The sequence below is a fragment of the Sporosarcina sp. Y352 genome (genome assembly GCF_056786535.1).
This window is the reverse complement of record NZ_JBXCJE010000016.1, coordinates 16,603-37,131: the sequence shown is the minus strand read 5'-3', so window position 1 is coordinate 37,131 and position 20,529 is coordinate 16,603. Positions and strand designations below refer to the sequence as shown.

21 protein-coding genes, 1 pseudogene and 1 riboswitch are annotated in these 20,529 nt (G+C 40.2%); of the genes and pseudogenes, 12 read left to right on the top strand and 10 right to left on the bottom strand.

Features of this window, described 5'->3' with window-relative positions; all coding sequences use genetic code 11:
* Nucleotides 1–208: 208 nt before the first annotated feature.
* Together AC1TO6_RS18785 and AC1TO6_RS18780 are read right to left on the bottom strand one after the other, a co-directional pair.
* Entirely contained in the window at nt 209–775 is a 567-nt protein-coding gene (locus AC1TO6_RS18785; RefSeq protein ID WP_482103155.1) for a hypothetical protein, read from the bottom strand.
* 387 nt (nt 776–1,162) lie between these two features.
* Entirely contained in the window at nt 1,163–1,513 is a 351-nt protein-coding gene (locus AC1TO6_RS18780) for a winged helix-turn-helix transcriptional regulator (RefSeq protein ID WP_482103154.1), read from the bottom strand.
* A gap of 119 nt (nt 1,514–1,632) precedes the next feature.
* Between AC1TO6_RS18780 and AC1TO6_RS18775 the strand changes: the two are divergent.
* A pseudogene (locus tag AC1TO6_RS18775) lies at nt 1,633–2,466 on the top strand (pirin family protein).
* A gap of 83 nt (nt 2,467–2,549) precedes the next feature.
* Nucleotides 2,550–3,047 (top strand): flavin reductase family protein, encoded by a 498-nt coding sequence (locus AC1TO6_RS18770; protein WP_482103153.1) that lies wholly within the window; start codon nt 2,550–2,552, stop codon nt 3,045–3,047.
* Between the two features lie 157 nt (nt 3,048–3,204).
* On the opposite strand, the gene AC1TO6_RS18765 is transcribed toward AC1TO6_RS18770, so the two are convergent.
* From AC1TO6_RS18765 to AC1TO6_RS18740, 6 genes are all read right to left on the bottom strand, one after another.
* On the bottom strand, nt 3,205–4,665 hold the full coding sequence (locus AC1TO6_RS18765; protein WP_482103152.1) for an MFS transporter: 1,461 nt from the start codon (nt 4,663–4,665) through the stop codon (nt 3,205–3,207).
* An 85-nt stretch (nt 4,666–4,750) separates the two neighbouring features.
* The gene (locus AC1TO6_RS18760; RefSeq protein ID WP_482103151.1) at nt 4,751–5,869 is read right to left on the bottom strand and encodes a 5-methyltetrahydropteroyltriglutamate--homocysteine S-methyltransferase; all 1,119 of its coding nucleotides are present in this window, start codon (nt 5,867–5,869) and stop codon (nt 4,751–4,753) included.
* A gap of 46 nt (nt 5,870–5,915) precedes the next feature.
* Entirely contained in the window at nt 5,916–7,100 is a 1,185-nt protein-coding gene (gene metC / locus AC1TO6_RS18755) for a cystathionine beta-lyase (RefSeq protein WP_482103150.1), read from the bottom strand.
* Nucleotides 7,097–8,218, bottom strand: coding sequence for a methionine biosynthesis PLP-dependent protein (locus AC1TO6_RS18750; RefSeq protein WP_482103149.1), 1,122 nt, complete (start codon nt 8,216–8,218; stop codon nt 7,097–7,099). Before AC1TO6_RS18750 ends, metC begins: the two co-directional genes overlap by 4 nt.
* Nucleotides 8,219–8,295: 77 nt before the next feature.
* Nucleotides 8,296–8,402, bottom strand: a riboswitch (SAM riboswitch).
* A gap of 76 nt (nt 8,403–8,478) precedes the next feature.
* Entirely contained in the window at nt 8,479–9,234 is a 756-nt protein-coding gene (locus AC1TO6_RS18745; protein ID WP_482103148.1) for an ABC transporter permease, read from the bottom strand.
* Nucleotides 9,231–9,968 (bottom strand): ABC transporter ATP-binding protein, encoded by a 738-nt coding sequence (locus AC1TO6_RS18740; RefSeq protein WP_482103147.1) that lies wholly within the window; start codon nt 9,966–9,968, stop codon nt 9,231–9,233. Before AC1TO6_RS18740 ends, AC1TO6_RS18745 begins: the two co-directional genes overlap by 4 nt.
* A gap of 334 nt (nt 9,969–10,302) precedes the next feature.
* Here AC1TO6_RS18740 and AC1TO6_RS18735 point away from each other — a divergent pair, with 334 nt between their 5' ends.
* Nucleotides 10,303–10,827: a methylated-DNA--[protein]-cysteine S-methyltransferase gene (locus AC1TO6_RS18735; RefSeq protein ID WP_482103146.1), complete on the top strand. Its 525-nt coding sequence runs from the start codon at nt 10,303–10,305 to the stop codon at nt 10,825–10,827.
* A 31-nt stretch (nt 10,828–10,858) separates the two neighbouring features.
* Here the strand turns inward: AC1TO6_RS18735 and AC1TO6_RS18730 are convergent, their stop codons facing one another.
* Nucleotides 10,859–11,875: an AI-2E family transporter gene (locus AC1TO6_RS18730; RefSeq protein WP_482103145.1), complete on the bottom strand. Its 1,017-nt coding sequence runs from the start codon at nt 11,873–11,875 to the stop codon at nt 10,859–10,861.
* A 344-nt stretch (nt 11,876–12,219) separates the two neighbouring features.
* Nucleotides 12,220–12,390, bottom strand: a complete 171-nt coding sequence (locus AC1TO6_RS18725) for a hypothetical protein (protein WP_482103144.1) — start codon at nt 12,388–12,390, stop codon at nt 12,220–12,222.
* Between the two features lie 882 nt (nt 12,391–13,272).
* On the opposite strand from AC1TO6_RS18725, the gene AC1TO6_RS18720 reads away from it, so the two are divergent.
* The 9 genes from AC1TO6_RS18720 to AC1TO6_RS18680 all read left to right on the top strand — a co-directional run bounded on the left by AC1TO6_RS18720 (nt 13,273) and on the right by AC1TO6_RS18680 (nt 20,525).
* Nucleotides 13,273–13,986: a GntR family transcriptional regulator gene (locus tag AC1TO6_RS18720; RefSeq protein WP_482103186.1), complete on the top strand. Its 714-nt coding sequence runs from the start codon at nt 13,273–13,275 to the stop codon at nt 13,984–13,986.
* A gap of 125 nt (nt 13,987–14,111) precedes the next feature.
* Nucleotides 14,112–14,534 (top strand): phosphonate C-P lyase system protein PhnG, encoded by a 423-nt coding sequence (gene phnG / locus AC1TO6_RS18715; RefSeq protein WP_482103143.1) that lies wholly within the window; start codon nt 14,112–14,114, stop codon nt 14,532–14,534.
* A 73-nt stretch (nt 14,535–14,607) separates the two neighbouring features.
* Nucleotides 14,608–15,204, top strand: coding sequence for a phosphonate C-P lyase system protein PhnH (gene phnH / locus AC1TO6_RS18710; protein WP_482103142.1), 597 nt, complete (start codon nt 14,608–14,610; stop codon nt 15,202–15,204).
* Nucleotides 15,204–16,310 carry a carbon-phosphorus lyase complex subunit PhnI gene (locus AC1TO6_RS18705; protein ID WP_482103141.1) on the top strand — a complete coding sequence of 369 codons (1,107 nt, stop codon included), beginning with the start codon at nt 15,204–15,206 and terminating at the stop codon, nt 16,308–16,310. The genes phnH and AC1TO6_RS18705 overlap by 1 nt, the downstream gene beginning before the upstream one ends.
* The gene (locus AC1TO6_RS18700; protein ID WP_482103140.1) at nt 16,310–17,182 is read left to right on the top strand and encodes an alpha-D-ribose 1-methylphosphonate 5-phosphate C-P-lyase PhnJ; all 873 of its coding nucleotides are present in this window, start codon (nt 16,310–16,312) and stop codon (nt 17,180–17,182) included. The genes AC1TO6_RS18705 and AC1TO6_RS18700 overlap by 1 nt, the downstream gene beginning before the upstream one ends.
* Nucleotides 17,172–18,011, top strand: a complete 840-nt coding sequence (locus tag AC1TO6_RS18695; protein WP_482103139.1) for an ATP-binding cassette domain-containing protein — start codon at nt 17,172–17,174, stop codon at nt 18,009–18,011. Before AC1TO6_RS18700 ends, AC1TO6_RS18695 begins: the two co-directional genes overlap by 11 nt.
* A 13-nt stretch (nt 18,012–18,024) precedes the next feature.
* The gene (gene phnM, locus AC1TO6_RS18690; protein WP_482103138.1) at nt 18,025–19,200 is read left to right on the top strand and encodes a phosphonate metabolism protein PhnM; all 1,176 of its coding nucleotides are present in this window, start codon (nt 18,025–18,027) and stop codon (nt 19,198–19,200) included.
* Nucleotides 19,197–19,823, top strand: a complete 627-nt coding sequence (locus AC1TO6_RS18685) for an LbetaH domain-containing protein (RefSeq protein WP_482103137.1) — start codon at nt 19,197–19,199, stop codon at nt 19,821–19,823. The genes phnM and AC1TO6_RS18685 overlap by 4 nt, the downstream gene beginning before the upstream one ends.
* A gap of 6 nt (nt 19,824–19,829) precedes the next feature.
* Complete coding sequence (locus AC1TO6_RS18680) at nt 19,830–20,525, top strand: phosphonate C-P lyase system protein PhnL (RefSeq protein ID WP_482103136.1); 696 nt, start codon at nt 19,830–19,832, stop codon at nt 20,523–20,525.
* Nucleotides 20,526–20,529: the final 4 nt, after the last annotated feature.

Sequence of the window (20,529 nt, the reverse complement as noted above, 5' to 3'; positions counted from 1 at the left end):
CGGAAATCATAAAGTCTATAGAATTGTTAGAAATTGTCAATTGAGAGGTCAGGGATTAATAGTTGGATGGAAGTGAAATAGTTACTATTCACAATGGGCATTATTCAACCAAACACGCAGAGCTTTGATTTTGAATCTCCAGTTAATAGAGAAGAACTAGCTGTTTGGTATATACGCGTCCTCGGACTTGAAATTATCCTTAGAGATTTTACAATAATCGTAAAATAATCCTGATTTTACGCAGAAAAAACAGACTGAATTCTATCCAGAACCAACTATACAGAAGTGAAAAACCAAAAATAATTAGGAGAATGGGCATATCAATTGAGGAAGTGACCGCCGGACCGAAAACAGGAAAGCCCAACCCGTATAATGGGATGCAAATACCTATAAATAATAGAGAACCATTTACTATTAAGATTGCCAAACGATGATGAAAAGTGAGAACCGTCCATCCAAGCCCCAACCCAAGTAGCCCTGTTGTGAAAGGGAAAATTACTAACTCACTTGGCTGAAGCAATAATAATGAAAAAACTGTTAGTGCATACGCTAGTAATCCTGAACGTAATGATATCAATGTAGCTAGAAAAATAGGGAGAGATGCGAAGGGGCTAAAGAAATAACCGATACCCGGTAAAAATCCCCCTGCCGACTGTAATACTGTTGCAAGTGCCGCCAACAATGCAGTCAAAATCATTTTCTTTAGAGGCGACCATTTCATAACGATTCCATTAACGTCCTTTACGAAGGATGGTATAGGTTTAATGAAATACACAATCTCTCTCCTTTGTTCTTAGTCCTTTCCCAATAGTATATACAGGAGGGACACCTGTTGATGAACTAAAATAACTAGTAAGCAATTTAATCACACACAGAGCGCTGAGTGTATAGTATGTTTAAAAACATTTGAATTGAACGATCTCCCTATAGTATCCTTTAGTATACTATGATATTAAAGAGTGTGTACCTCTCTTTTTGGAGGTGTGTGGTTTATAGTAAATGATTCAAGAGCGTTCGGCAGTATTCGTGCTCAAATTCAATTAAGAGAAATTCTATCTAACCCTGCATTAGCACCAGTTCTTTCGCCAGGAAACGAAGTTTACGTAGAATCAAAAACAGACACTCTTTAATAAAGAGTGTCTGTTTTTATATATTATCAGTTTCAGTAGCTACTGGCCTCATTATAACTTTTAACTTTTTCAATATGGTCGGCATGAAGTGTGCCCCATTCGTGCATAATTGCCAGAACCGGTTGTAAACTTTGACCATACTCTGAAATAGAGTATTCGACTTTCGGGGGAACTTGGGCATAGACGACTCTTTTTACAATATCCTCATCTTCCAATTCACGTAATTGTTTGGTTAACATTTTTTGTGTAATATCGGGCATCAACCGTTTCAACTCACTGAATCGCTGAGTGCCTTCGTTGAATAAATGCAATAAAATAATCGGTTTCCATTTACCTACCAAAATCCCTAAAGCTTCGTCGACTTTACATTGTTCAACTTTCATCTCTTAATAACCTCCATTAGTATACTTTTAGATACTATGATACATTTAAGTAAGTACTTCTCTTGTTGGTCTCTTTGGTTCATAATATCATATAAAGGACATAAAGGGAGGACTTTTAAATGAGCGTTTTATCTAGGGGTATCAGAAGCGTCAGAAATGTAGTTTATCAGGAAAATTCACCGACTCATAAAGTGGGATTAGTCATAGAACCGGGTAACTGGGAAGAAACAGATCCATTTTTGTTGATGGCTGAAGATTTTTTCGAATGAGGCACTTTTGGACCGCATCCGCATCGCGGTATTGAAACAGTCACCTATATCATCGATGGAAATCTTGAGCACCATGACAATAAGACAGGCGGCGGGGAATTGCACCCTGGGGATGTCCAGTGGATGACAGCGGGAAAAGGGATTATTCATTCAGAAGAACCGGCGATTGGAGAAATAGTGAATTGTCTGCAATTGTGGGTTAATCTCCCGAGTGATAAAAAAATGACGGAACCACGTTATCAGAACATGCGTGCAGAAGAAATGCCTGTCCGTCAACAAGACGGTGCAACGATTCGTGTATTCTCAGGTTCTTCGGCAGATGTAATAGCTGATACGAAAAATCATGTACCCGTTACGATGGTTGAGATAATATTAGAGCCGGGTGCTACAATTATACAAGATCTTCCGGGCAGTTATAATGGATTCATTTATGTTATAGGTGGAAAAGGAACATTTGGCAACGAAGACACGGTGGGTGAAAAAGGGCAGGTTCTTTGGCTAGAACACGGATTAACGGCTGAGAAATCTGAAGTAAAGATTCACGCGTTAGAGAAAATGCATATCATCTTATATGCAGGTCAGCCTATCGGAGAAAAAGTGGTTGCGCGCGGTCCATTTGTGATGAATTCAGAAGAAGAAATCATGCAAGCTTACAAGGATTATAGAGAAGGAAAATTCGAGTAATGTAATACGGAATCATAAAGTATGAAATATTCCAATAGATTTGCTATGCTTTTAGTAGAAATAAGAAAATGGGAGTTGCTGATATGGATAAAAAGGCGGAATATGTAGCGAGTTTTAAAGAGGCAATGGGGAATTACCCGACGGGAGTAACCGTCGTAACAGCATTTGATGCGGATAAAAAACCGATGGGTCTAACGGTTAATTCATTTGCATCTGTATCTTTAGAGCCTTTGCTCATATTATGGTCAATTGACAAAAGAGTATCCACTTATAACGATTTTCTGAAGACTGAAAAGTTTTCGGTGAATATTTTGGCGTCAGATCAAAGCGATTTATGTACGTTATTTTCCAGCAGAGTAGCCGATCGATTTAGCCAATGTGATTGGAAGGAATCGGATTTGAATCTGCCGGTCCTCCCAGGGGCACTGTCCGTTCTGCAATGTAAAACGGTTCAACAAATCGAAGCCGGGGATCATACGATTTTTATCGGCGAAGTATTGGATATTCAGAATGAAAGTAAAGAACCTCTTCTGTATCACCGCAGAACTATCGGTCCAATACCTAAAGACTTTTATAGCTAAGTAGAAGTATTGAATATTGTTGATAGTCTGAGCGCTGGAAGCCTACCTAAGCGCCCAAGCGTATTTGAAGGTAACATTTATTAGAACTTCCACGGCTATCCGTATAAATCACCGCTCGAAAAGGCCTGTCATCACTTGTTGATGACAGGCCTTTTTTTTATTTTGCCAAGGAAACAGAAGTCTTGCTGACCCCTTTACGTGAGATGGCCAGCACGAACACTAAGCCAGCCGCCATCAGTACACCATCAAGCAGAAGCGGCATGCCCCAGTCGCCTGTGCTGTCCCGAAGAACGCCGGAGACAACAGGCGAGAGGACCGCTCCGATTTCTCCAATCAAATTAAGCATCCCGAACATGGATCCTCTGCTTTTTTCGGGCGTTAAGTCGGAAGCGAGTGCATGTGCAACCGGCTGCAATGCAAAAAAGAATAGTCCTGAAACGAATAAAATGATAGACATAACGACGGGACTATTATTACCCAACATTACATAAGCCGCAAATATAAAAATGGTTATGGTCAGCACGGCGGTAAGTATAGCAAGAATATTACGTCGCCCATTTGGACGATCCGCAACCATGTCGGAAATCTTCCCTCCGAGAGGGAAACCGATGATACCGGCCAAGCCATTAAATGACGCAATCAGTGCAGCGGCCATCAATGCTCCACCGCCGAAATCTTTGACGATGGAGACGGACCAAAAGCCGTAAAACCATAGATGCCACATGACTGGGATGAAAAATAAGTACAATAAGAATAGGTTTTTATTTGCCAATAACGGCTTTATTTCAGATTTCTTCGTCATGTACAAATAAAGTATTAAGAGCGGACATAGTGCCACAAGTATGATAGCGATTGCAATAGAAGACAAACCTAGTTTAACCGAAAAATAATAAATACCCATCACTATGACTAGAAAGACTGCGGAGTACATGGACATGTGCAGCAGCCCTTTGCTAAATTGTGTTTTAATGCCTGGCGAGGATAAATCTACAGGTACATTTGGATTATGTTTCGGCTTCATAAATTTAAATAGCAGGAATGCAACGACAAGCGTAATGATCCCAGTCACAAAAAAGGGAAAACGCCAAGCCTCCTCTCCCATAAATGGTTCTGCAATTGTTAAAAGATAGGGGACCCCGAGTGTACCGGCTGTTAGTCCGACAGATAATCCGGTAAGCGCCACGCCCATTCCCAATCCGACTTTTTCGGTAGGTGTATGATATGCGATATAAGAGCGGTCATTCGAATAGAATACACCTTCACCAAGCCCTAATAGAACCCTGAAAAGAATAAAGGCGATAAGGCCACCGACCAATCCGGTTAGCAAGGTGGCAATCCCTGCCCAAACAATACTCAAAATAATTATGGCACGATAGCCGAACCGGTCTCCGAAGTAACCACCAGGAAACTGCATTAGCATGAAGCCAGCAAAAAACAAACTACCGATCAATCCGCCGATACCATGCGGATTTGCTACGTCTGCAAAAAAGGAAACTTCATTTTCAATCATATATGTAACAATCGGACCAGTGGCTACCCGGTCAACGTAAGAAACGAACCAGCCCAAAAATAATAATCCCCAAATCGTATGATACCTTTGCAAACCCTCTTTTTTCATTTCTCACACCTCCAATTCCGTTCTTTATATAAAAATGCCTCTCTATTTTTGATAGAGAGGCATTCGATAGATTATCGCCTATTCATCAGTTCCAAACATCTTGTGCGATAGACACAACGTGGCGAACTTTTTCCCACTGTTGCTCTTCTGTCAAACGATTGCCTTCTTCTGTTGAAGCAAAACCACATTGGGGGCTTAAACAAAGTTGATTCAACGGAACATGTTTGGCAGCTTCCGATATTCTCACTTTTATCTGTTCTGGATCTTCCAAATCACCGAATTTAGAAGTGATTAATCCTAATACGATGTAAAGATCCGGACGGTTGACGTGGCGCAACGGCTCAAAACTGCCTGAACGTTCATCATCAAACTCAAGGAAAAGACCGTCAACATCCAATTTTCCGAAGATAGTTTTGGATACATTCTCATAGCCACCACTTGAAAAATAGGTTGATTGGAAGTTGCCACGGCAAATATGCATCGTAATGAGCAAGTCGGCTGGTCTTTTTGCGATGGATTCATTAATTGCCCGAGCTGAAAGTTGAGCGATGTCATCAGGATCTTGACCTTTCGCTTTCAATGTCTCTCTTCCTTCTTCCGACAAAAGGGAAGCCCATGACGTGTCATCGATTTGAAGATAACGGCATCCTTCATCGTAAAGCGCCTGAATTACGTCTTGATAGGCAGTTACCAAGTCATCAAATAATTCTTCGTCACTTGAATAGATCCCTTCTTCGAATGTCGCTCTGTGGAGCAGCATATTCGGGCTTGGAATCGTGAATTTAGCAACCGCATCTCCCGCAACACTTTTCAGGAACTTGAAATGTTCGATCATATAATGATTGCTGAAACCGATTTTCCCTGTCACTTTGATGCCGTGTGCTCTCGTTTGAACGCCATTGAATTGAAGACCTTTATCAGTTTCGTAAAATTCAACGCCATCGAAGCCGGAAAGGAAATCGAAATGCCACCATTTACGACGGAATTCTCCGTCTGTCACTGTCTTCAGTCCGGCCTTTTTTTGATTTTCTACTAGCTTTGTGATTTCCTCGTCTTCGATTGTCTGTAATTCTTCGGCAGTGATTTCACCGTTATCTTTTTGAAGGCGTGCTTTTTTTAGACGCTCCGGGCGTAAGAAGCTCCCGACGTGATCCGCTTTGAATGGTGCAACTATTTCATTTCGTTCTTCTACTGTTTTTGTCAATTTATATTCCCTCTTTCTCATTAACTAGTATTTTGTTTACGAGTACTTAATTACGTACTGCAACTAGGGTAGATGCTTTTTTCAGTGCTTGCTCAAAATCTTCAATCAAGTCGTCCACATGTTCAAGGCCTACAGAAAAACGTAGTAGGCCATCCGTAATCCCACGTTTCTCCCGTTCTTCTTTCGGCATAGCAGCATGGGACATCGTAGCAGGATAAGAAAGGATTGATTCAACCCCGCCTAGACTCACAGCGAAAACAGGTATACGGACATTGTCAACAAATGCTTTTGCTGTAGCTCTATCTGGCAAACGGAATGTCAGAACCGCTCCTGGACTAGTTGATTGTTTCGCATGGACTTCGTAACCTGGGTGACTTACCAACCCCGGATAAAATACCTCTTCCACTAAAGAGTGTTCATTCAAATATACGGCGATTTTTTGAGCAGATAAGGATGACTGAGTTAGACGAGCTCCAAGCGTTTTAATCCCTTGAATTAACGAATAGGAATCTTGAGCACCCAATATAGAGCCGAAAGAGTTCTGGATAAACGCCAATCGATTTCCAAGCTCCTCATCCTTCGTCACTGCCAAACCGGCAATGATATCGCTATGTCCAGATAGAAACTTCGTAGCGCTATGGACAACTATATCAACGCCAAGATCAAGGGGGCGTTGGTATAGTGGCGACATGAATGTGTTGTCGAGGAACGTCAGACAGTCATTCGCTTTTGCGAGTTCGACAATGGCTGCAATATCCGTAATACCCAATCGAGGATTGGAAGGTGTTTCTACATAAATTACTTTTGTATTCGGCCGGATTGCACTAGCGGTTTCTTCTAAATTAGCCAGATTAACAAATGTATGGTCGATACCGAACTTTGGTAGGACTTGTGTTACAAATCGGAATGTACCGCCATAGACATCTTCAGTAACAACGATATGGTCACCTGAAGAAAGGAGCATGAAAGCGGAGGAGATGGCAGCCATCCCAGAAGCAAATGCTAATCCGCGTTTACCGCCTTCCAATGAGGCTATTGTCTTTTCTAATGCATCTCTCGTTGGATTACCAGAACGGCTGTAATCATAGGGACCAAATTCGTCAAAGCTTTCTTGATGAAATGTTGAAGATAAGTAAATAGGTACATTCACTGCACCCGTTTTCTGTTCGGAATCACCACGAGTCGATGCGTGTATAAGTGTCGTTTGTAATCGTTCATTATTGAGACTCATTGTTGAAGCACCTCGCTTTTTAATGTTGAAAACACTTGCTTTAAATCGGCAACCAAATCTTCTACCTCTTCCACTCCAACTGAGAAACGTAAAAGACTATCGTCAACGCCCCGTCGTATCCGTTCTTCACGTGGTATGTCCGCATGTGTCTGTGTTGCTGGGTAAGTAATAAAACTCTCTACGCCTCCGAGACTTTCGGCAAATGTAATTAGTTTTAAATTTGCTAAGAAAGGTCCAACCCATTCACTATTTTGTAAGCGGAAAGATAGCATACCGCCTTTCCCGGGATAGAGAACGTCCGCAACATGTGGTTCGCTCTTCAAGTAATTTACGATTATCTTTGCATTTGCATCATGTTGCTTCATTCGTAAGTGCAGTGTTTTTAGTCCTCTAATGATTAACCATGAATCAGAAGGTGACAGAACTGCGCCGATAGCATTATGACTGGTTGCCAATACTTCACAGAGCTCCGCTCCTTTTGAGACTACAAGGCCGGAAAGGACATCGTTATGTCCTCCGATGTATTTCGTTGCACTGTGTATAACAATGTCTGCGCCTAGCTCAATCGGTCTTTGGAAATAAGGCGTTAAAAATGTGTTGTCGACAATCAGTAATAAATTATGCTTTCGCGCGAGTTTCGCGTATTGACGTATATCAAACTCCTGCATAAGTGGATTTGTTGGTGTTTCGATAAATAGAGCTTTTGTCTTCGCAGTTATCAATTTCTCAGTTTCATGGACATCAGTAAAATCCGTATATGTTGTTCCGATTGAATAGACATCGGAATACTGCTTTAGTAGACGATAGGTACCCCCGTAAATATCTTCTGGAACAATCAATTCATCCCCGGGACGGAAAAGTGATAAAACAAGCTGAATCGCAGCCATCCCTGAACTACATGCAAAACCAGCGTCACCGCTCTCTAAATCTGCAATGCCTTCTTCCAAAATGGAACGGGTCGGATTTTTCGTCCGCGTGTAGTCATAGCCAGTTGACTGGCCTAAGCCTTCGTGTTTATAGGCAGTCGATAAATAGATTGGTGGGTTCACTGAACCAGTTTTCGGATCACTGTTATTACCTAGTTGTACTAGTATTGTTTCCAAACTTCGTCTTGTCATTGGATTCACTCTCTTCTTTTAAAATCAAAAAGAGGACCCTCTATAAGGAGAGGGTCCTCGAAATGTCGAAGTCAATCTCCTTATCTTCTAGGTAAATAGATACCTATTGGAATTAGCACCGTACCTATACAGGTTGGTTGCTGAGACGTCTTAGGGCCAATCCCTCTGTCTCTCGTGATAAGAATAAAATATGAAGTTGTTTGAATATACAATTTAGATAACTCTACCATGGCTTGAATAATAAAACAAGAACCAGATTCCTAATGTTTTTCCCGAAGCAGCTGCATTCGTTGATTGAACAAACTAGGATAAGATAGAAATCCGAGTAAGACACTGGTTACTGATGCGGTCGTTAATAAGAGGAAAATGATCAGCAATTGAAACTGAACAGCTTGAATTGGGTCGGCTCCCGCAATGATTTGACCACTCATCATACCAGGCAGTTGAACCAATCCCATCGTTTTCTGACTCTCGATTGTCGGAATCATACTGGCTTTGATTGAATTGATCAGTTGTCTATGAATGGCTTGTTTTGGCGTTCCCCCAAGTGACAGGATAAGTTCCGTTTCGTCGCGATGCGTTTCAACCTCTGCCGTAAATCGGTTAAGGAAAAGGATTGACAATACCATCGAATTACCGATAATCATGCCGCTGATTGAAATGATATATTGCGCAGTTGCGGGTACAATCTGGAAGCCTAGTAAAATACTTTGGGTCAGCACTTCAACGAAAATCAAGGTGACTGCAATTTTCCATGTAATTCCCTTGATGGCTGTCCCTTTTTTTCTGGCATTTTGTGTCGCAGCTACAATCATCAAAGTAACCATTAACACGATATACAAAATATTTTCTGAGTCGAAGACAAATTTAAGAATGTATCCGACTGCGAGAAGCTGTATAATCGACCGGATTGTTGCAATGATCGTGTCCTTTTCTAATCCTAAACGGAGCGTCTTTGATAATACAAGGGGAATGATAACGAATATAAGGGTGATGGCTAATGTTAAATAAGTCATACGGAGGATACCCCTCCTTCAACAAACTGCCTCACTAACTCATTCGTCGATGATTTTAATAAGTTACTTTCACAGGTTTCGATGATTTGCCCTTCCATAACAACCCATGTGTAATCACCAATTGATAAGGCTTGTTCCAGATTATGTGTAATCCAGATGATTGTAGTACCGTATTTCCGATTGATTTTGACGATTAACTCCTCGATTTCAGTTAACGACGATCGGTCTAAAGATGAGGTGATTTCATCGAGTAACAAGATTTCCGATTTATTGATCAATGTACGGGCAATTGATACTTTTTGACGCTGTCCACCTGATAATTCGTCGATTTTTCGGTGCAGAAATAGTTTGTTGAGGCCGACATCATCTAGAATTTCAACAGCATCTTGTTCTGGCAGTTTTTTACCTTGTAGTTCTAGGGGCAGTGCTAAGTTATGATAAATAGTCCCCTTAATCATCGGTGCACTCTGAAGTGCAATGCCGACATGCCGCCGTAGTTCAACAGGTTCATAGGCGGAAATGGGTTTGTCATGAATATAAATTTCCCCGGAAGTGGGGGATATCAATCCATTACACAATTTGAGCAACGTTGTCTTTCCCGCTCCCGAAGGACCGACGAGTGTCGTAATTTTGCCTTTTGGAAAGGAGCCAGTCACGTTTTTTAAAATATGTATATCCCCTATGGAATAGTCAACGTTATAAAAATGTAATGCAGGTTCATATAAATTGGACATGCTAATCGCTCCTAGATCTACTTATTAATAATGATTCTAATCTAAGGGCTGTATTCATGCAAGGAACATTGATTCAAGCTCTGATAATTCAATAAATGTTTAGTACTATTCATATAGCATTTTGTGCTATAGTGACGACTATATTGTGGCTTCTACTATTCCTTGAAGTGTAAAGTAGACTTTTAACCAATGAAACTTAATGCTGGTTTAAAACGTATATGTATTGAACAAGACGACTTTTTTAAAAAAGAGAGGGGTCCAAACGTTTTGTGTTTGGACCCCGTTTTTTCAAATATGAGATACTCGGTTGGTTTAATCGTATGGAGGTGCAATGATGGAGAGCAAGACTGAAACTGCAGTGTATTGGGCACTTCTGAGTCACGCACAATGGAACATGTATATCGCTGCGACAACAAAAGGGCTTTGTTATGTGGGTTCTTTAAATGCATCATCCGCGGAATTAGCTGTATGGGTGAAGAAACGGATTTCAGGCCATATTCTGATTGAAGACGCCGACGTTTTGCAGCCGTATGCAGTTGAACTGATTGATTATTTGGAGGGGTGGCGAAAAGAATTTTCATTGCCGATGGATCTTCACGGTACGCCTTTTCAATTATCAGTCTGGAACGCATTGCAAGAAATCCCATACGGCCAGACAGTGTCATATTCAGATATTGCTGAACGTATACAAAAGCCAAGTTCGGTCCGTGCAGTCGGAACTGCGATTGGCGCAAATCCGGTATTAATGACCGTACCTTGTCATCGTGTCATTGCTAAAAATGGGAAATTGGGCGGTTTCCGTGCTGGTTTAGAGATGAAAGAGCAATTACTTCGACTGGAAAATCATTTGCAATGGTAGTGGAAGAAAGACGAATGATAAAGAGATTGTATTATCTCTTTATCACCGTTTCTTTATTCGTTACATCGAGTACGTCAAGCAGGAATACAAACACTGGTATACCGATAATCAGACCCCAGACACCGAAGAAGTGTTGAGAAAAAATAAGTACAACGAACGTGTAAAAAACAGGTAAGTCGGTTTTGGAGGACATCAGTTTTGGATTTAATATATACGCTTCAATTCCATGAATAATCATAATCGCGATAAGGACATAAACAACTTTAAGTATTCCCCCGATAGTAAAGGCAATTAAAGTTAAAGGCACCAGTGAAATGATTACGCCTGCTACCGGTATAAGGCCTAAGAAGAAAACCATAATTGTCAAACCAACTATTTGTGGGAATCCAAGTACAATTAATATAATTACCGTTAAAAACGTATTAACAATTGCGATAATGAATTGAGCTTCAATTACTTTACCGAATGTGCGTGCAAACTTTTTTCCGAAGAATTCGATTTCATAATAAAAAGGAGCTATTTTGCTGTCTTTAAATTTGCTGGTGAATTCTATTAAGCGTGGTTTTTCCAATAAGAAAAACAAACTCAAAATTAAAGCAAGCAACACTTGAATACTCGTTTTGCTAATATCGGAAAAATATTTTACCAGAAACGAAAAACCGTTTTCCAAATAGGCAGCGATTTGATTGGTAGAAATGATGGATTCTAAATAGTTAAGCAAAACATTGTCATGAGGCTCAGCATAGAAGTTGGTAATGCGCTTAATAATTTGACTGATTTCCATTGTGATTAAAGGCAGATACTTTACAATACCAAACATTAATAAACTCACGATTACTGAATAGAGTAGAATCACCAACACCTTCCGATTTAGGCGCACTCGTTTGACCGTAAATTCAACTAGTCGATTCATAAGGAATGCGAAAATAAAGGTTAGTAAGATGATATTCATCATACTTCTGACGCTGAAAAGAATTAAAATTATTAAAGCAAAGATAATAAGACGACGGGGTCCCTTTTTCTCGAAAATATCAAATAATCCATTCATCTGAACTGTAGCTCCTTCATTATTAGTTTGAAGTGATAAATCTTCCTATCATTCATATAAGTATTGCCATAAATAATAGAGTTTACTATTTACTCGTAAAAGAATATGTATTATATAGTCGCAGGAGATCTAAACCAATTGGGTTACCTCCCTTTAGTGTTTGATTAATTATATGATACATCGAGCAATAAATGAAATTTTGGGGCATGTTTTAATGAGTGGAAATGGCTACTCAATAAGCTCAGAATGTTGCAACTGCATTATACCTCTTTTACCTTCATTGAATAACAGAAAACCATCCTTGCATATCTAACAAGGATGGTTTTACTATGCTCTGCCAACAATTACTTTTTCGTAGAACGATATAAATCAACCATTGCCTTTTTTCGATCACCAAGAGTAGCAAAATCAAGAGATAACTCTTCATGAATGCCATTTTCATTAATGGTTCCTGTTCTAATTTTTTCGGACAACGTTTTACCCTTATTCAATTTATTACTATCATCTTTTTTCATGCCGATACCTCCTTTACTAATTGATACTTATTAATATGGCTCAGAAGCGATTGATTCATGTAGGATATAATTTATAATTAATCACATCTGTTGATTAACCAGAAACAACTTGATTAGAAAATGGGCACTATGTATATAGTTGGTTTTGATCGCTTTGAATTGAACAACTTCTATACCAGTATCGAAATGTCTTAAATAAGGAGGGATGCGACTTTGTCGCATCCCTCCTTATTTTTTTCGGTAATCGTATGGCGGTTTTTCATTCGCCGCTCTCCAAAAACACAGCTACAAGTAGTACCAAAACCTTTCAGGACGAAAGAATAGCTCGCTACTTACCTAGAGAGAAGCGGCCAAAGATACAATTTTGGCCACTCGAAGCTACTTTTATCGAATCCCTATTTTTAATTTAAGGAAGTGTCACTATCTTATAAAGCATCACATAATCTTAGCTGAAATTAAGCAGAGAATATAATGTACAACGTGCTAGAGTGCACGAAATTACATCTTCGGTCACTTACAGTCTCTATATAAAGTCATCTATTCTATTCTTTTAAAGTAAATGCATTTTTCACTTGAATATTGCAAGAACGCGACAGGCGATTCATCACAATAGGGTAACCGAAAAGAGTGTGGCTAGAAGTGACGTAGTCACTTCTAGCCACACATGACTCACGGTAAGACTGTCGTGATTAAATCGCCGAAAGCGGGCCGGAAATAGTCCGGTGAAAAGTGTGGCTTCCAGCCCTTCTTGCCGGCGGTTTATGAGAATAAATGGAATGATCAATAGGTTAAGTCATGTCCTTTTAATTTAAGTTGAATTTAGAACGAATAGTGTATACTTGTACCATCTTATTACTACTTTTATAAAGGGGAAATAAATTGATGCAAAGTGTTGAGTCAATCATAATCGATGACATCATTCAAGATATTGTTTTAGGAAAATATAAAGCGAATGACCAATTTCCATCGGAAAATGAACTTGCAGACCACTACCAAGTACCGCGGATCAAAGTCAGGAATGCCTATTTGAAATTAGAAGATATGGGTTATATTTTTTCGCAACAAGGAAAAGGTAGGTTTTTAAAACCTAAGCTGCAGCAAATTGAATTGCATTTGTCGGGAAGTTCTAGCTTTAGTGAAAAAATGAAACGTGCTGGATATGAACTGGTAACCCAAAACTTGGGGTGTGAAAAAATCGCCTATGATCCGAGTATTTTTGCTAAGTTGCAAGTGCAGCAGGAGGATGAAGTATTTAAGGTTTCAAGACTTCGGATCATAGACGGACAGCCGTTAGCGCTCCATATTTCATACGTTGCAAAATCTGTTTTACCTCGAATAGAAGTAGAGGGCGGCCACATTCAGTCAATGTTTTCTTATTACGAAGATCAAGGATTCACTGAATTTGTCAGTAGTAAAAGTTACGTAACTATTTCGTTTCCGACGAGTGTCGAGCGAACTCTTCTCGAGTGTACTTCGCTAGTTCCTCTATTAATAATTCAAAGTGATTGTGTAGATGCCATTCAAAAAAACGTGCTAGAATATACAAAAATCATATACCGCAGTGACTTGTTTACATACGTTATTGCGAATGAATGAAGAACAAGCCCTTGTCAATTTGACAGGGGCTTTTTTTTGTTAATTTGCATTTACATTCCTTAATAATTACTTAACATCACGCCACTTGGCAACAAGATAAGATGAGGTTGTGAAGGAGTGAGATGATGAATCGACGCAAACGAACGAAAATACTAATCGATGGCTCACGTAATTTTACAAGAGAATTGGTAAATGAAATTGAACGTAACTACGATATTCATGTTTTAGCTACCCCACAACAAGCGTTAGCGATGGTCAAGTTGAGAGAGACGGCCCAAAAATCACTATTTTACCTTGGAGAAGTACTTGTGACCGAAACAAAGGTTCAGATTAATAATACATTAGGCATCGGAATTATAGTGGGCGATGAAGAAGAATTCTCCTACCAGTTAGCCGTAATCGATGCAGCATATGAAGCAAACTTGGTTGAGACTGAAAAGTGGACATTGCTTTTCGAAGATGAAGAAAAACGAATTCATGAAAACAGACTATTAAAAGAAGCATCCATATTAAAAACAAAAGTTAATTTTGAAATGATGGACGTTTAACTTCATTTCAAAATCTGGGCACAATTACGCCAAGGTGTAATTGATTTATTAAATCATGTTTAGGAGTGAAACGATGACCATTGACGTAGTGCACGATACACAAGAAGTTTTTCGGACAATCCTTCATTGTATGTCGAGACCAGGAACGATTAAAAGTATTGGTGAAGGCAGTGAACAGGAGGAGCACCGAGAATTTTGCTCGCATTCAATTCTTCTGAGTGCGATTACATTGCTGGATGCAGAAGTTCGTTATCATGTCATAGGTGAAAATGCAGCCTCAATCGAAGCACTTTTCTCTGCCCATACATTGTCAAAAGTGACGGATTTACATAAAGCGGATTACATATTCATTATGCAAGATGATCAGCAACAATTCTTACATGATGTATTTACGAAAGCGAAAAAAGGGACGCTTGTGGATCCTCAAAAATCCGCAACGATTATCATGGAAACGGAATCGCTAGCAAATGAGCTATATCTCGTTTTAGAAGGACCAGGAATTGCGAATAAAGAAAACGTAGAAATTCCGGGTAGTGAATATTGGATGGGTGCAAGGGCTGAGGCCAATAAAGAATACCCGCTCGGAGTGGATATGATATTAATCGATAGGCAATCCAATCTGATGTGTCTGCCAAGAACAACGATTATTCACGATCGAGGGGTGTCTTAATGGCTTATGTAGCGGTTAAAGGTGGAACAGAAGCGATTGAAGAATCGATAAAACGCCTCACCTTTGAACGGGTCCAATCACAGGAACTATTAGAAGTGAAAACGATTATGGCGACGATGCGCGGCATGGTTGACCAGGTGATGTCCGAAAGCAGTCTGTACTCGGAATATTTGGCGGCACTTGCCATTAAACAGTCGGAAGGGAATATGGAAGAAGCTGTGTTCCTGTTACGTGCTCACCGTTCTACATTGCCAAGGACTTATTATACGCGTGTTGTTGAAACGGACTTAATGGCAGTAGAACGAAGAATATCCGCGAGTTTCAAGGATATTCCAGGCGGTCAGATATTAGGGGCGTCCTATGATTATACACATCGTTTAATGGACTTTGATTTGATTGATGAATCGAAAAATACGATGAAAGAATGGCTTGACCAATTTTTGAATGAAGAAAATACAATGATAGATAAAGCAAGTTTAACTTCGTTGCCAAAGGTAGTTGATTACCTTCGAAAGGAAAAATTACTTTCCGAAGTAGAAGACGACAACACGGAACCGATTGATGTGACAAAACAAAGTATCCAGTTCCCGACAACACGCAGTGAAAGATTGCAAGTGTTAACGAGAGGACAAACGGGAACTGTCACTTCTCTTGGATATGCAGCAATTCGCGGATACGGTCCAGTACATCCGACAGTTGGAGAACTGCGTGTCGGTAAGTTGCCATTGACGATTGGGTATCCAACAGATAAGACAGATGACGAAGAAAATGATTTTTATATCGGTGAAATTAAAGTGACGGAAGTAGAAGCGTTCGTTCCGGTTTCAAGCCAAAAAGATAATGATAGGGAAGAAATTGATTTTGAGATAGGTTATGGAATTTGTTTCGGACAGAATGAAACAAAGGCAATTGCCATGAGCATTTTAGATCAGAGCTTAGAATTAGGAAACCAAGGTTACCCGACGCAGGATGAAGAATTTGTTCTGATGCACATTGATTCGGTAGAGTCGAGTGGCTTTATCTCCCATTTGAAACTGCCTCATTACGTTACGTTCCAATCAAAGCTAGATAGCATACGGAAAATTAAAAAGGAGTCTGAAAAATAATGCAGCTAAAAACACATTTCGCTTTATTTGATGAAGGTTCCAAAAAAGAAATACGCAGAGCCATTCTGAAAGCAGTCGCAATTCCAGGGTATCAAGTTCCATTCGCTTCAAGAGAGATGCCGATTGCACGGGGATGGGGAACGGGCGGTCTTCAAATTACTTTGTCGATCATCGGAAAACAAGATGTACTAAAAGTGATTGACCAAGGCGCTGACGAGTCGGTCAATGCCGTTAACATTAAGAAACTCGTCAACAAAACGACAGGTGTCGAAACAACAATACAAACGAGTGAAGCGACGATTATTCAATCGCGGCACAGGATTCCGGAAGTACCATTAACGGAAAAACAGATTATGGTTTTACAAGTTCCGATACCTGAACCTTTGAGGTGGGTGGAACCAAGCGAGTTTAAAACGAAAAAACTGCATGCCGAGAATGATTATAGCGGTGCATGGTTGCAGTTGTTTGAACAAATTATGAAATACGGAAAAACTGCTACGAATGCGGATCATCCTGTGCTCGTTCATGACCGTTATGTTATGGCACCAAGCCCGATTCCACGTTTTGATAATGCTAAAATGCACCAGTCGGAAGCGCTGATTTTACTAGGTGCTGGACGAGAAAAGAAAATTCACGCGGTACCACCTTACACGAATGTAGCTTCACTTGCATTTGAAGATTATCCATTTGAAGTGGAATCGTTTGAAGGAAAGAATTGTCGCTTATGTCATTCCACGAACGTCTTTATGGATGAATTGGTTGACCAAGATACAGGGGAAACTCATTACCAATGCAATGATACTAGTTTTTGTCTTTCCGTGTTAAACGAAAACGAAGTGGTTTCGGAGGTGGAATTACTACATGCAAGATAAGCCCATTTTACAAGTGAAAAACCTGCAGAAACAGTTTGGGCACGGATGTCCAGTTTGTACAAACGCCAACGATGGGGTATTGGAAAAAAACTATTGTCCTCATTGTAAAACAGTCTATGCGTGCCGTGACATCTCGTTCGATCTCTACAAAGGTGAAATCCTTGGTATCGTAGGCGAGAGCGGAAGCGGAAAGTCTACGCTGATGCAATGTCTATATTTCGACGAGGCTGTTACGGATGGTGAAGGCTACATAACACTACATCAGGAGGGAAAGGTAAATATTTTTGAAGAATCTTCTCAACAACAACGTCACATCCGAAATACCATTCTTGGCATGGTGTACCAAAATCCGATTCTTGGACTGAAGATGGACTTTTCATCAGTCGGAAATATTGCTGAAAAGCAAATTGCAGCCGGTAATCGTAGAGTGGATCGAATGGAACAAAGAAGTAAAGAGTTGCTAGAACATGTTCATATTCCGCTGGCGCGAATGAAAGACGAACCGAAGAAGTTTTCAGGTGGAATGCAGCAACGTGTACAAATTGCAAAAGCACTGTCCAACAATCCTCCAATTCTATTATTGGATGAAGTCACGACAGGTCTTGATTTGTCAGTCCAGGCAAGTGTTCTCGACTTGATAAAAAAGATTCAACGGGAACTTGGTATCAGCATGATTGTTGTATCTCACGATTTAGCCGTCATTCGTATGCTGGCAAACCGAACAATCGTAATGCTTAATGGGGAAATAATCGAGCAAGGATTAACCGATCAAGTTTTAGAAGATCCACAACATGCTTTTACGCAACAACTCGTCTATTCATTAATCTAAATGGAGTGATTCTGTGTACGTACTAACAAATGGCCAAATAATTACAGAAAATCAAATCCTTCAAAACCATGCAGTAGTTATAGAAAAGGATCTCATCAAAGCAATCATTCCTGAGGAAGACATTGCGGGGTTCAGTGAGTACACACTAATTGATGCACAAGGTGGTTACATTTCACCAGGATTTGTAGACATCCATTCCGACTATATAGAAGGAATTGTTTCTCCACGGCCAACATGTTTAATGGACTTTAATTTGGGCATCCGGGAAGCGGAAAGAATACTGGTCAGTCACGGAATTACAACGATGTATCATTCCCTATCAATTTATAAGGATGACGGATTTTCACATAAACCGATTCGCAATCCACAAAATGTGAATCGACTCATCGATGCCATCAATGATACACATACGAGCCAACACTTAATCCGAAATCGTATGCATGCACGTTTTGAAATAGACAATATTGAGGCTGTAGATCGCTTCATCCAAAATATTGAAGAAAAGAAAGTCCATCTCATATCCTTCATGGATCATACGCCAGGACAAGGACAATATAGAAACTTAGAAATTTACCGAGATACATTAAAAGGATTCCGTAATATGTCGAATGCAGAGGCGGACGTGCTTATTGCCGACAGCATCACCAAAGAGAAAATCACACTAGAACAAATCAAAGAAATTGCTCAAATCGCTTTGGACAATAATATAGCCATCGCTTCGCATGATGACGACGAACTAGAGAAGCTCTCATTAGTAAAAAGCTATGGGACTACGATTAGTGAGTTTCCGACGACGATAGAGGTTGCGCGAAAAGCAAAAGAACTCGGCTTGTGGACAATCGCAGGGGCACCGAATGTTTTGCTCGGGGGTTCTCATTCTGGAAATTTATCGGCTGCGGAGGCAATTCAAGAACAAACGATTGATATTTTGTGCAGCGATTATTACCCAGCGGCTTTACTTCACTCGCTTTTCAAATTAAGTGATGAATACGGGCAAAATCTACATGAAATGTTTCAACTAGTTACACTGAATCCTGCAAAAGCAGTCGGAATCGATGATGAAATTGGGTCTATAAAGATAGGGAAAAAAGCGGATATTATCATTATTGAGAAAATGGATGATGGGTTTCCGATGGTCACGGCTTCAATTGTGGATGGGAAATTGATCACAAGGACGATGTATCGATGAGGACAACTGAGGTTCAATTATCAGAAACGCCATTTATTCATGACCATTCGGAGCTGAAAAACACGCGTCTAGGCATATTTACCGAAGTTGGATTGTACAATTTTATCGAAAATACAGTACTGGATGATTATTCGTATACAGGGCAATTCTGCTTTATCCAAAATGCGCAGATTGGAAAGTTCTCCAACATTGCGGCAATGGTTCGGATTGGTCCTACAGATCATCCGTATGAACGGCCGTCACTTCATCATTTTACCTATCGCCCGCATATGTACGGCTTTGGTGATAGAGATGATGAACCATTTTTTGAACAACGTGTGAGCCGGACAGCATATGTCGGCCATGACACGTGGATTGGTCACGGAGCCATCATTCAGCCAGGAGTAATAGTTGGCGATGGTGCGATTGTTGGAAGTGGCGCAATTGTAACGAAGGATGTACCTCCATACGCAATTGTCGTTGGTGTGCCCGCAAAGGTTATTAAATATCGATTTTCTGAAGAAACGATTGCGGCTTTGCAGCGCATCAAATGGTGGGATTGGTCCTATGAAACCATCAAAGAGCGAATGGATGATTTTCATATAGATATTGAAAAGTTCGTTGCAAAATATGATGGGAGGTAGGATTTTGTGCCGCAGTTAATTGAAGTAAAAGAATTGAGTAAGTCCTTTACGATTCACCATCTGGATAAAAAGATGAGCGCAGTAGATAATATCAATTTTTCCCTTAAAGAAGGTCAATTTATTGGCATCGTCGGAAAGAGTGGTAGTGGTAAATCAACCATTTTAAAAAGTATTTACCGAACGTATCTCCCAGAAAAAGGTGCTGTATTATACAGTTCTGAAAAGTTCGGAATGGTCGATTTGTCGCAGCTATCGGAAAGAGAAGTATTATATTTGCGAAAGCATGAGATTGGCTATGTGTCACAGTTTTTAAATGTCATGCCGCGAACGACTGCACGTGAACTTGTGGAGCAGGCTGTAATTGAAATGGGGAAGTCGCAAGAGGAAGCCAGGAGGACGGCAGAGGAAGCTCTCTCTCATTTCGAACTGGACCCCGAGCTCTGGGATAGTTATCCGAACACGTTTTCAGGAGGGCAGAAATTACGATTGAATATTGCATGCGCCATTGTGAAAAAACCACGATTGCTACTGCTGGATGAACCGACAGCAAGCTTGGATAATGCCTCTAAATTGAAAGTGCGTGAAGTGATTGAACGATTGAAAAACGATGGAACGACATTGATTGGGATCTTTCATGACTTAGAATTTATGGATGGTTTATGCGACAAAGTTTATGATTTACAGAAAAAAACTGTGGTCTGAAATG

What these genes read in the sequence shown, in the direction of transcription:
- AC1TO6_RS18740 (WP_482103147.1), bottom strand. Translation starts at nt 9,968, where the DNA reads ATGTCCAATTTATATGAACCTGCATTACATTTTTATAACGTTGACTAT.
- AC1TO6_RS18780 (WP_482103154.1), bottom strand. Translation starts at nt 1,513, where the DNA reads ATGAAAGTTGAACAATGTAAAGTCGACGAAGCTTTAGGGATTTTGGTA.
- AC1TO6_RS18750 (WP_482103149.1), bottom strand. Translation starts at nt 8,218, where the DNA reads ATGACAAGACGAAGTTTGGAAACAATACTAGTACAACTAGGTAATAAC.
- AC1TO6_RS18735 (WP_482103146.1), top strand. Translation starts at nt 10,303, where the DNA reads ATGGAGAGCAAGACTGAAACTGCAGTGTATTGGGCACTTCTGAGTCAC.
- AC1TO6_RS18725 (WP_482103144.1), bottom strand. Translation starts at nt 12,390, where the DNA reads ATGAAAAAAGATGATAGTAATAAATTGAATAAGGGTAAAACGTTGTCC.
- AC1TO6_RS18730 (WP_482103145.1), bottom strand. Translation starts at nt 11,875, where the DNA reads ATGAATGGATTATTTGATATTTTCGAGAAAAAGGGACCCCGTCGTCTT.
- phnH (WP_482103142.1), top strand. Translation starts at nt 14,608, where the DNA reads ATGACCATTGACGTAGTGCACGATACACAAGAAGTTTTTCGGACAATC.
- AC1TO6_RS18700 (WP_482103140.1), top strand. Translation starts at nt 16,310, where the DNA reads ATGCAGCTAAAAACACATTTCGCTTTATTTGATGAAGGTTCCAAAAAA.
- AC1TO6_RS18765 (WP_482103152.1), bottom strand. Translation starts at nt 4,665, where the DNA reads ATGAAAAAAGAGGGTTTGCAAAGGTATCATACGATTTGGGGATTATTA.
- AC1TO6_RS18770 (WP_482103153.1), top strand. Translation starts at nt 2,550, where the DNA reads ATGGATAAAAAGGCGGAATATGTAGCGAGTTTTAAAGAGGCAATGGGG.
- phnG (WP_482103143.1), top strand. Translation starts at nt 14,112, where the DNA reads ATGAATCGACGCAAACGAACGAAAATACTAATCGATGGCTCACGTAAT.
- AC1TO6_RS18705 (WP_482103141.1), top strand. Translation starts at nt 15,204, where the DNA reads ATGGCTTATGTAGCGGTTAAAGGTGGAACAGAAGCGATTGAAGAATCG.
- AC1TO6_RS18720 (WP_482103186.1), top strand. Translation starts at nt 13,273, where the DNA reads ATGCAAAGTGTTGAGTCAATCATAATCGATGACATCATTCAAGATATT.
- AC1TO6_RS18685 (WP_482103137.1), top strand. Translation starts at nt 19,197, where the DNA reads ATGAGGACAACTGAGGTTCAATTATCAGAAACGCCATTTATTCATGAC.
- AC1TO6_RS18695 (WP_482103139.1), top strand. Translation starts at nt 17,172, where the DNA reads ATGCAAGATAAGCCCATTTTACAAGTGAAAAACCTGCAGAAACAGTTT.
- AC1TO6_RS18745 (WP_482103148.1), bottom strand. Translation starts at nt 9,234, where the DNA reads ATGACTTATTTAACATTAGCCATCACCCTTATATTCGTTATCATTCCC.
- metC (WP_482103150.1), bottom strand. Translation starts at nt 7,100, where the DNA reads ATGAGTCTCAATAATGAACGATTACAAACGACACTTATACACGCATCG.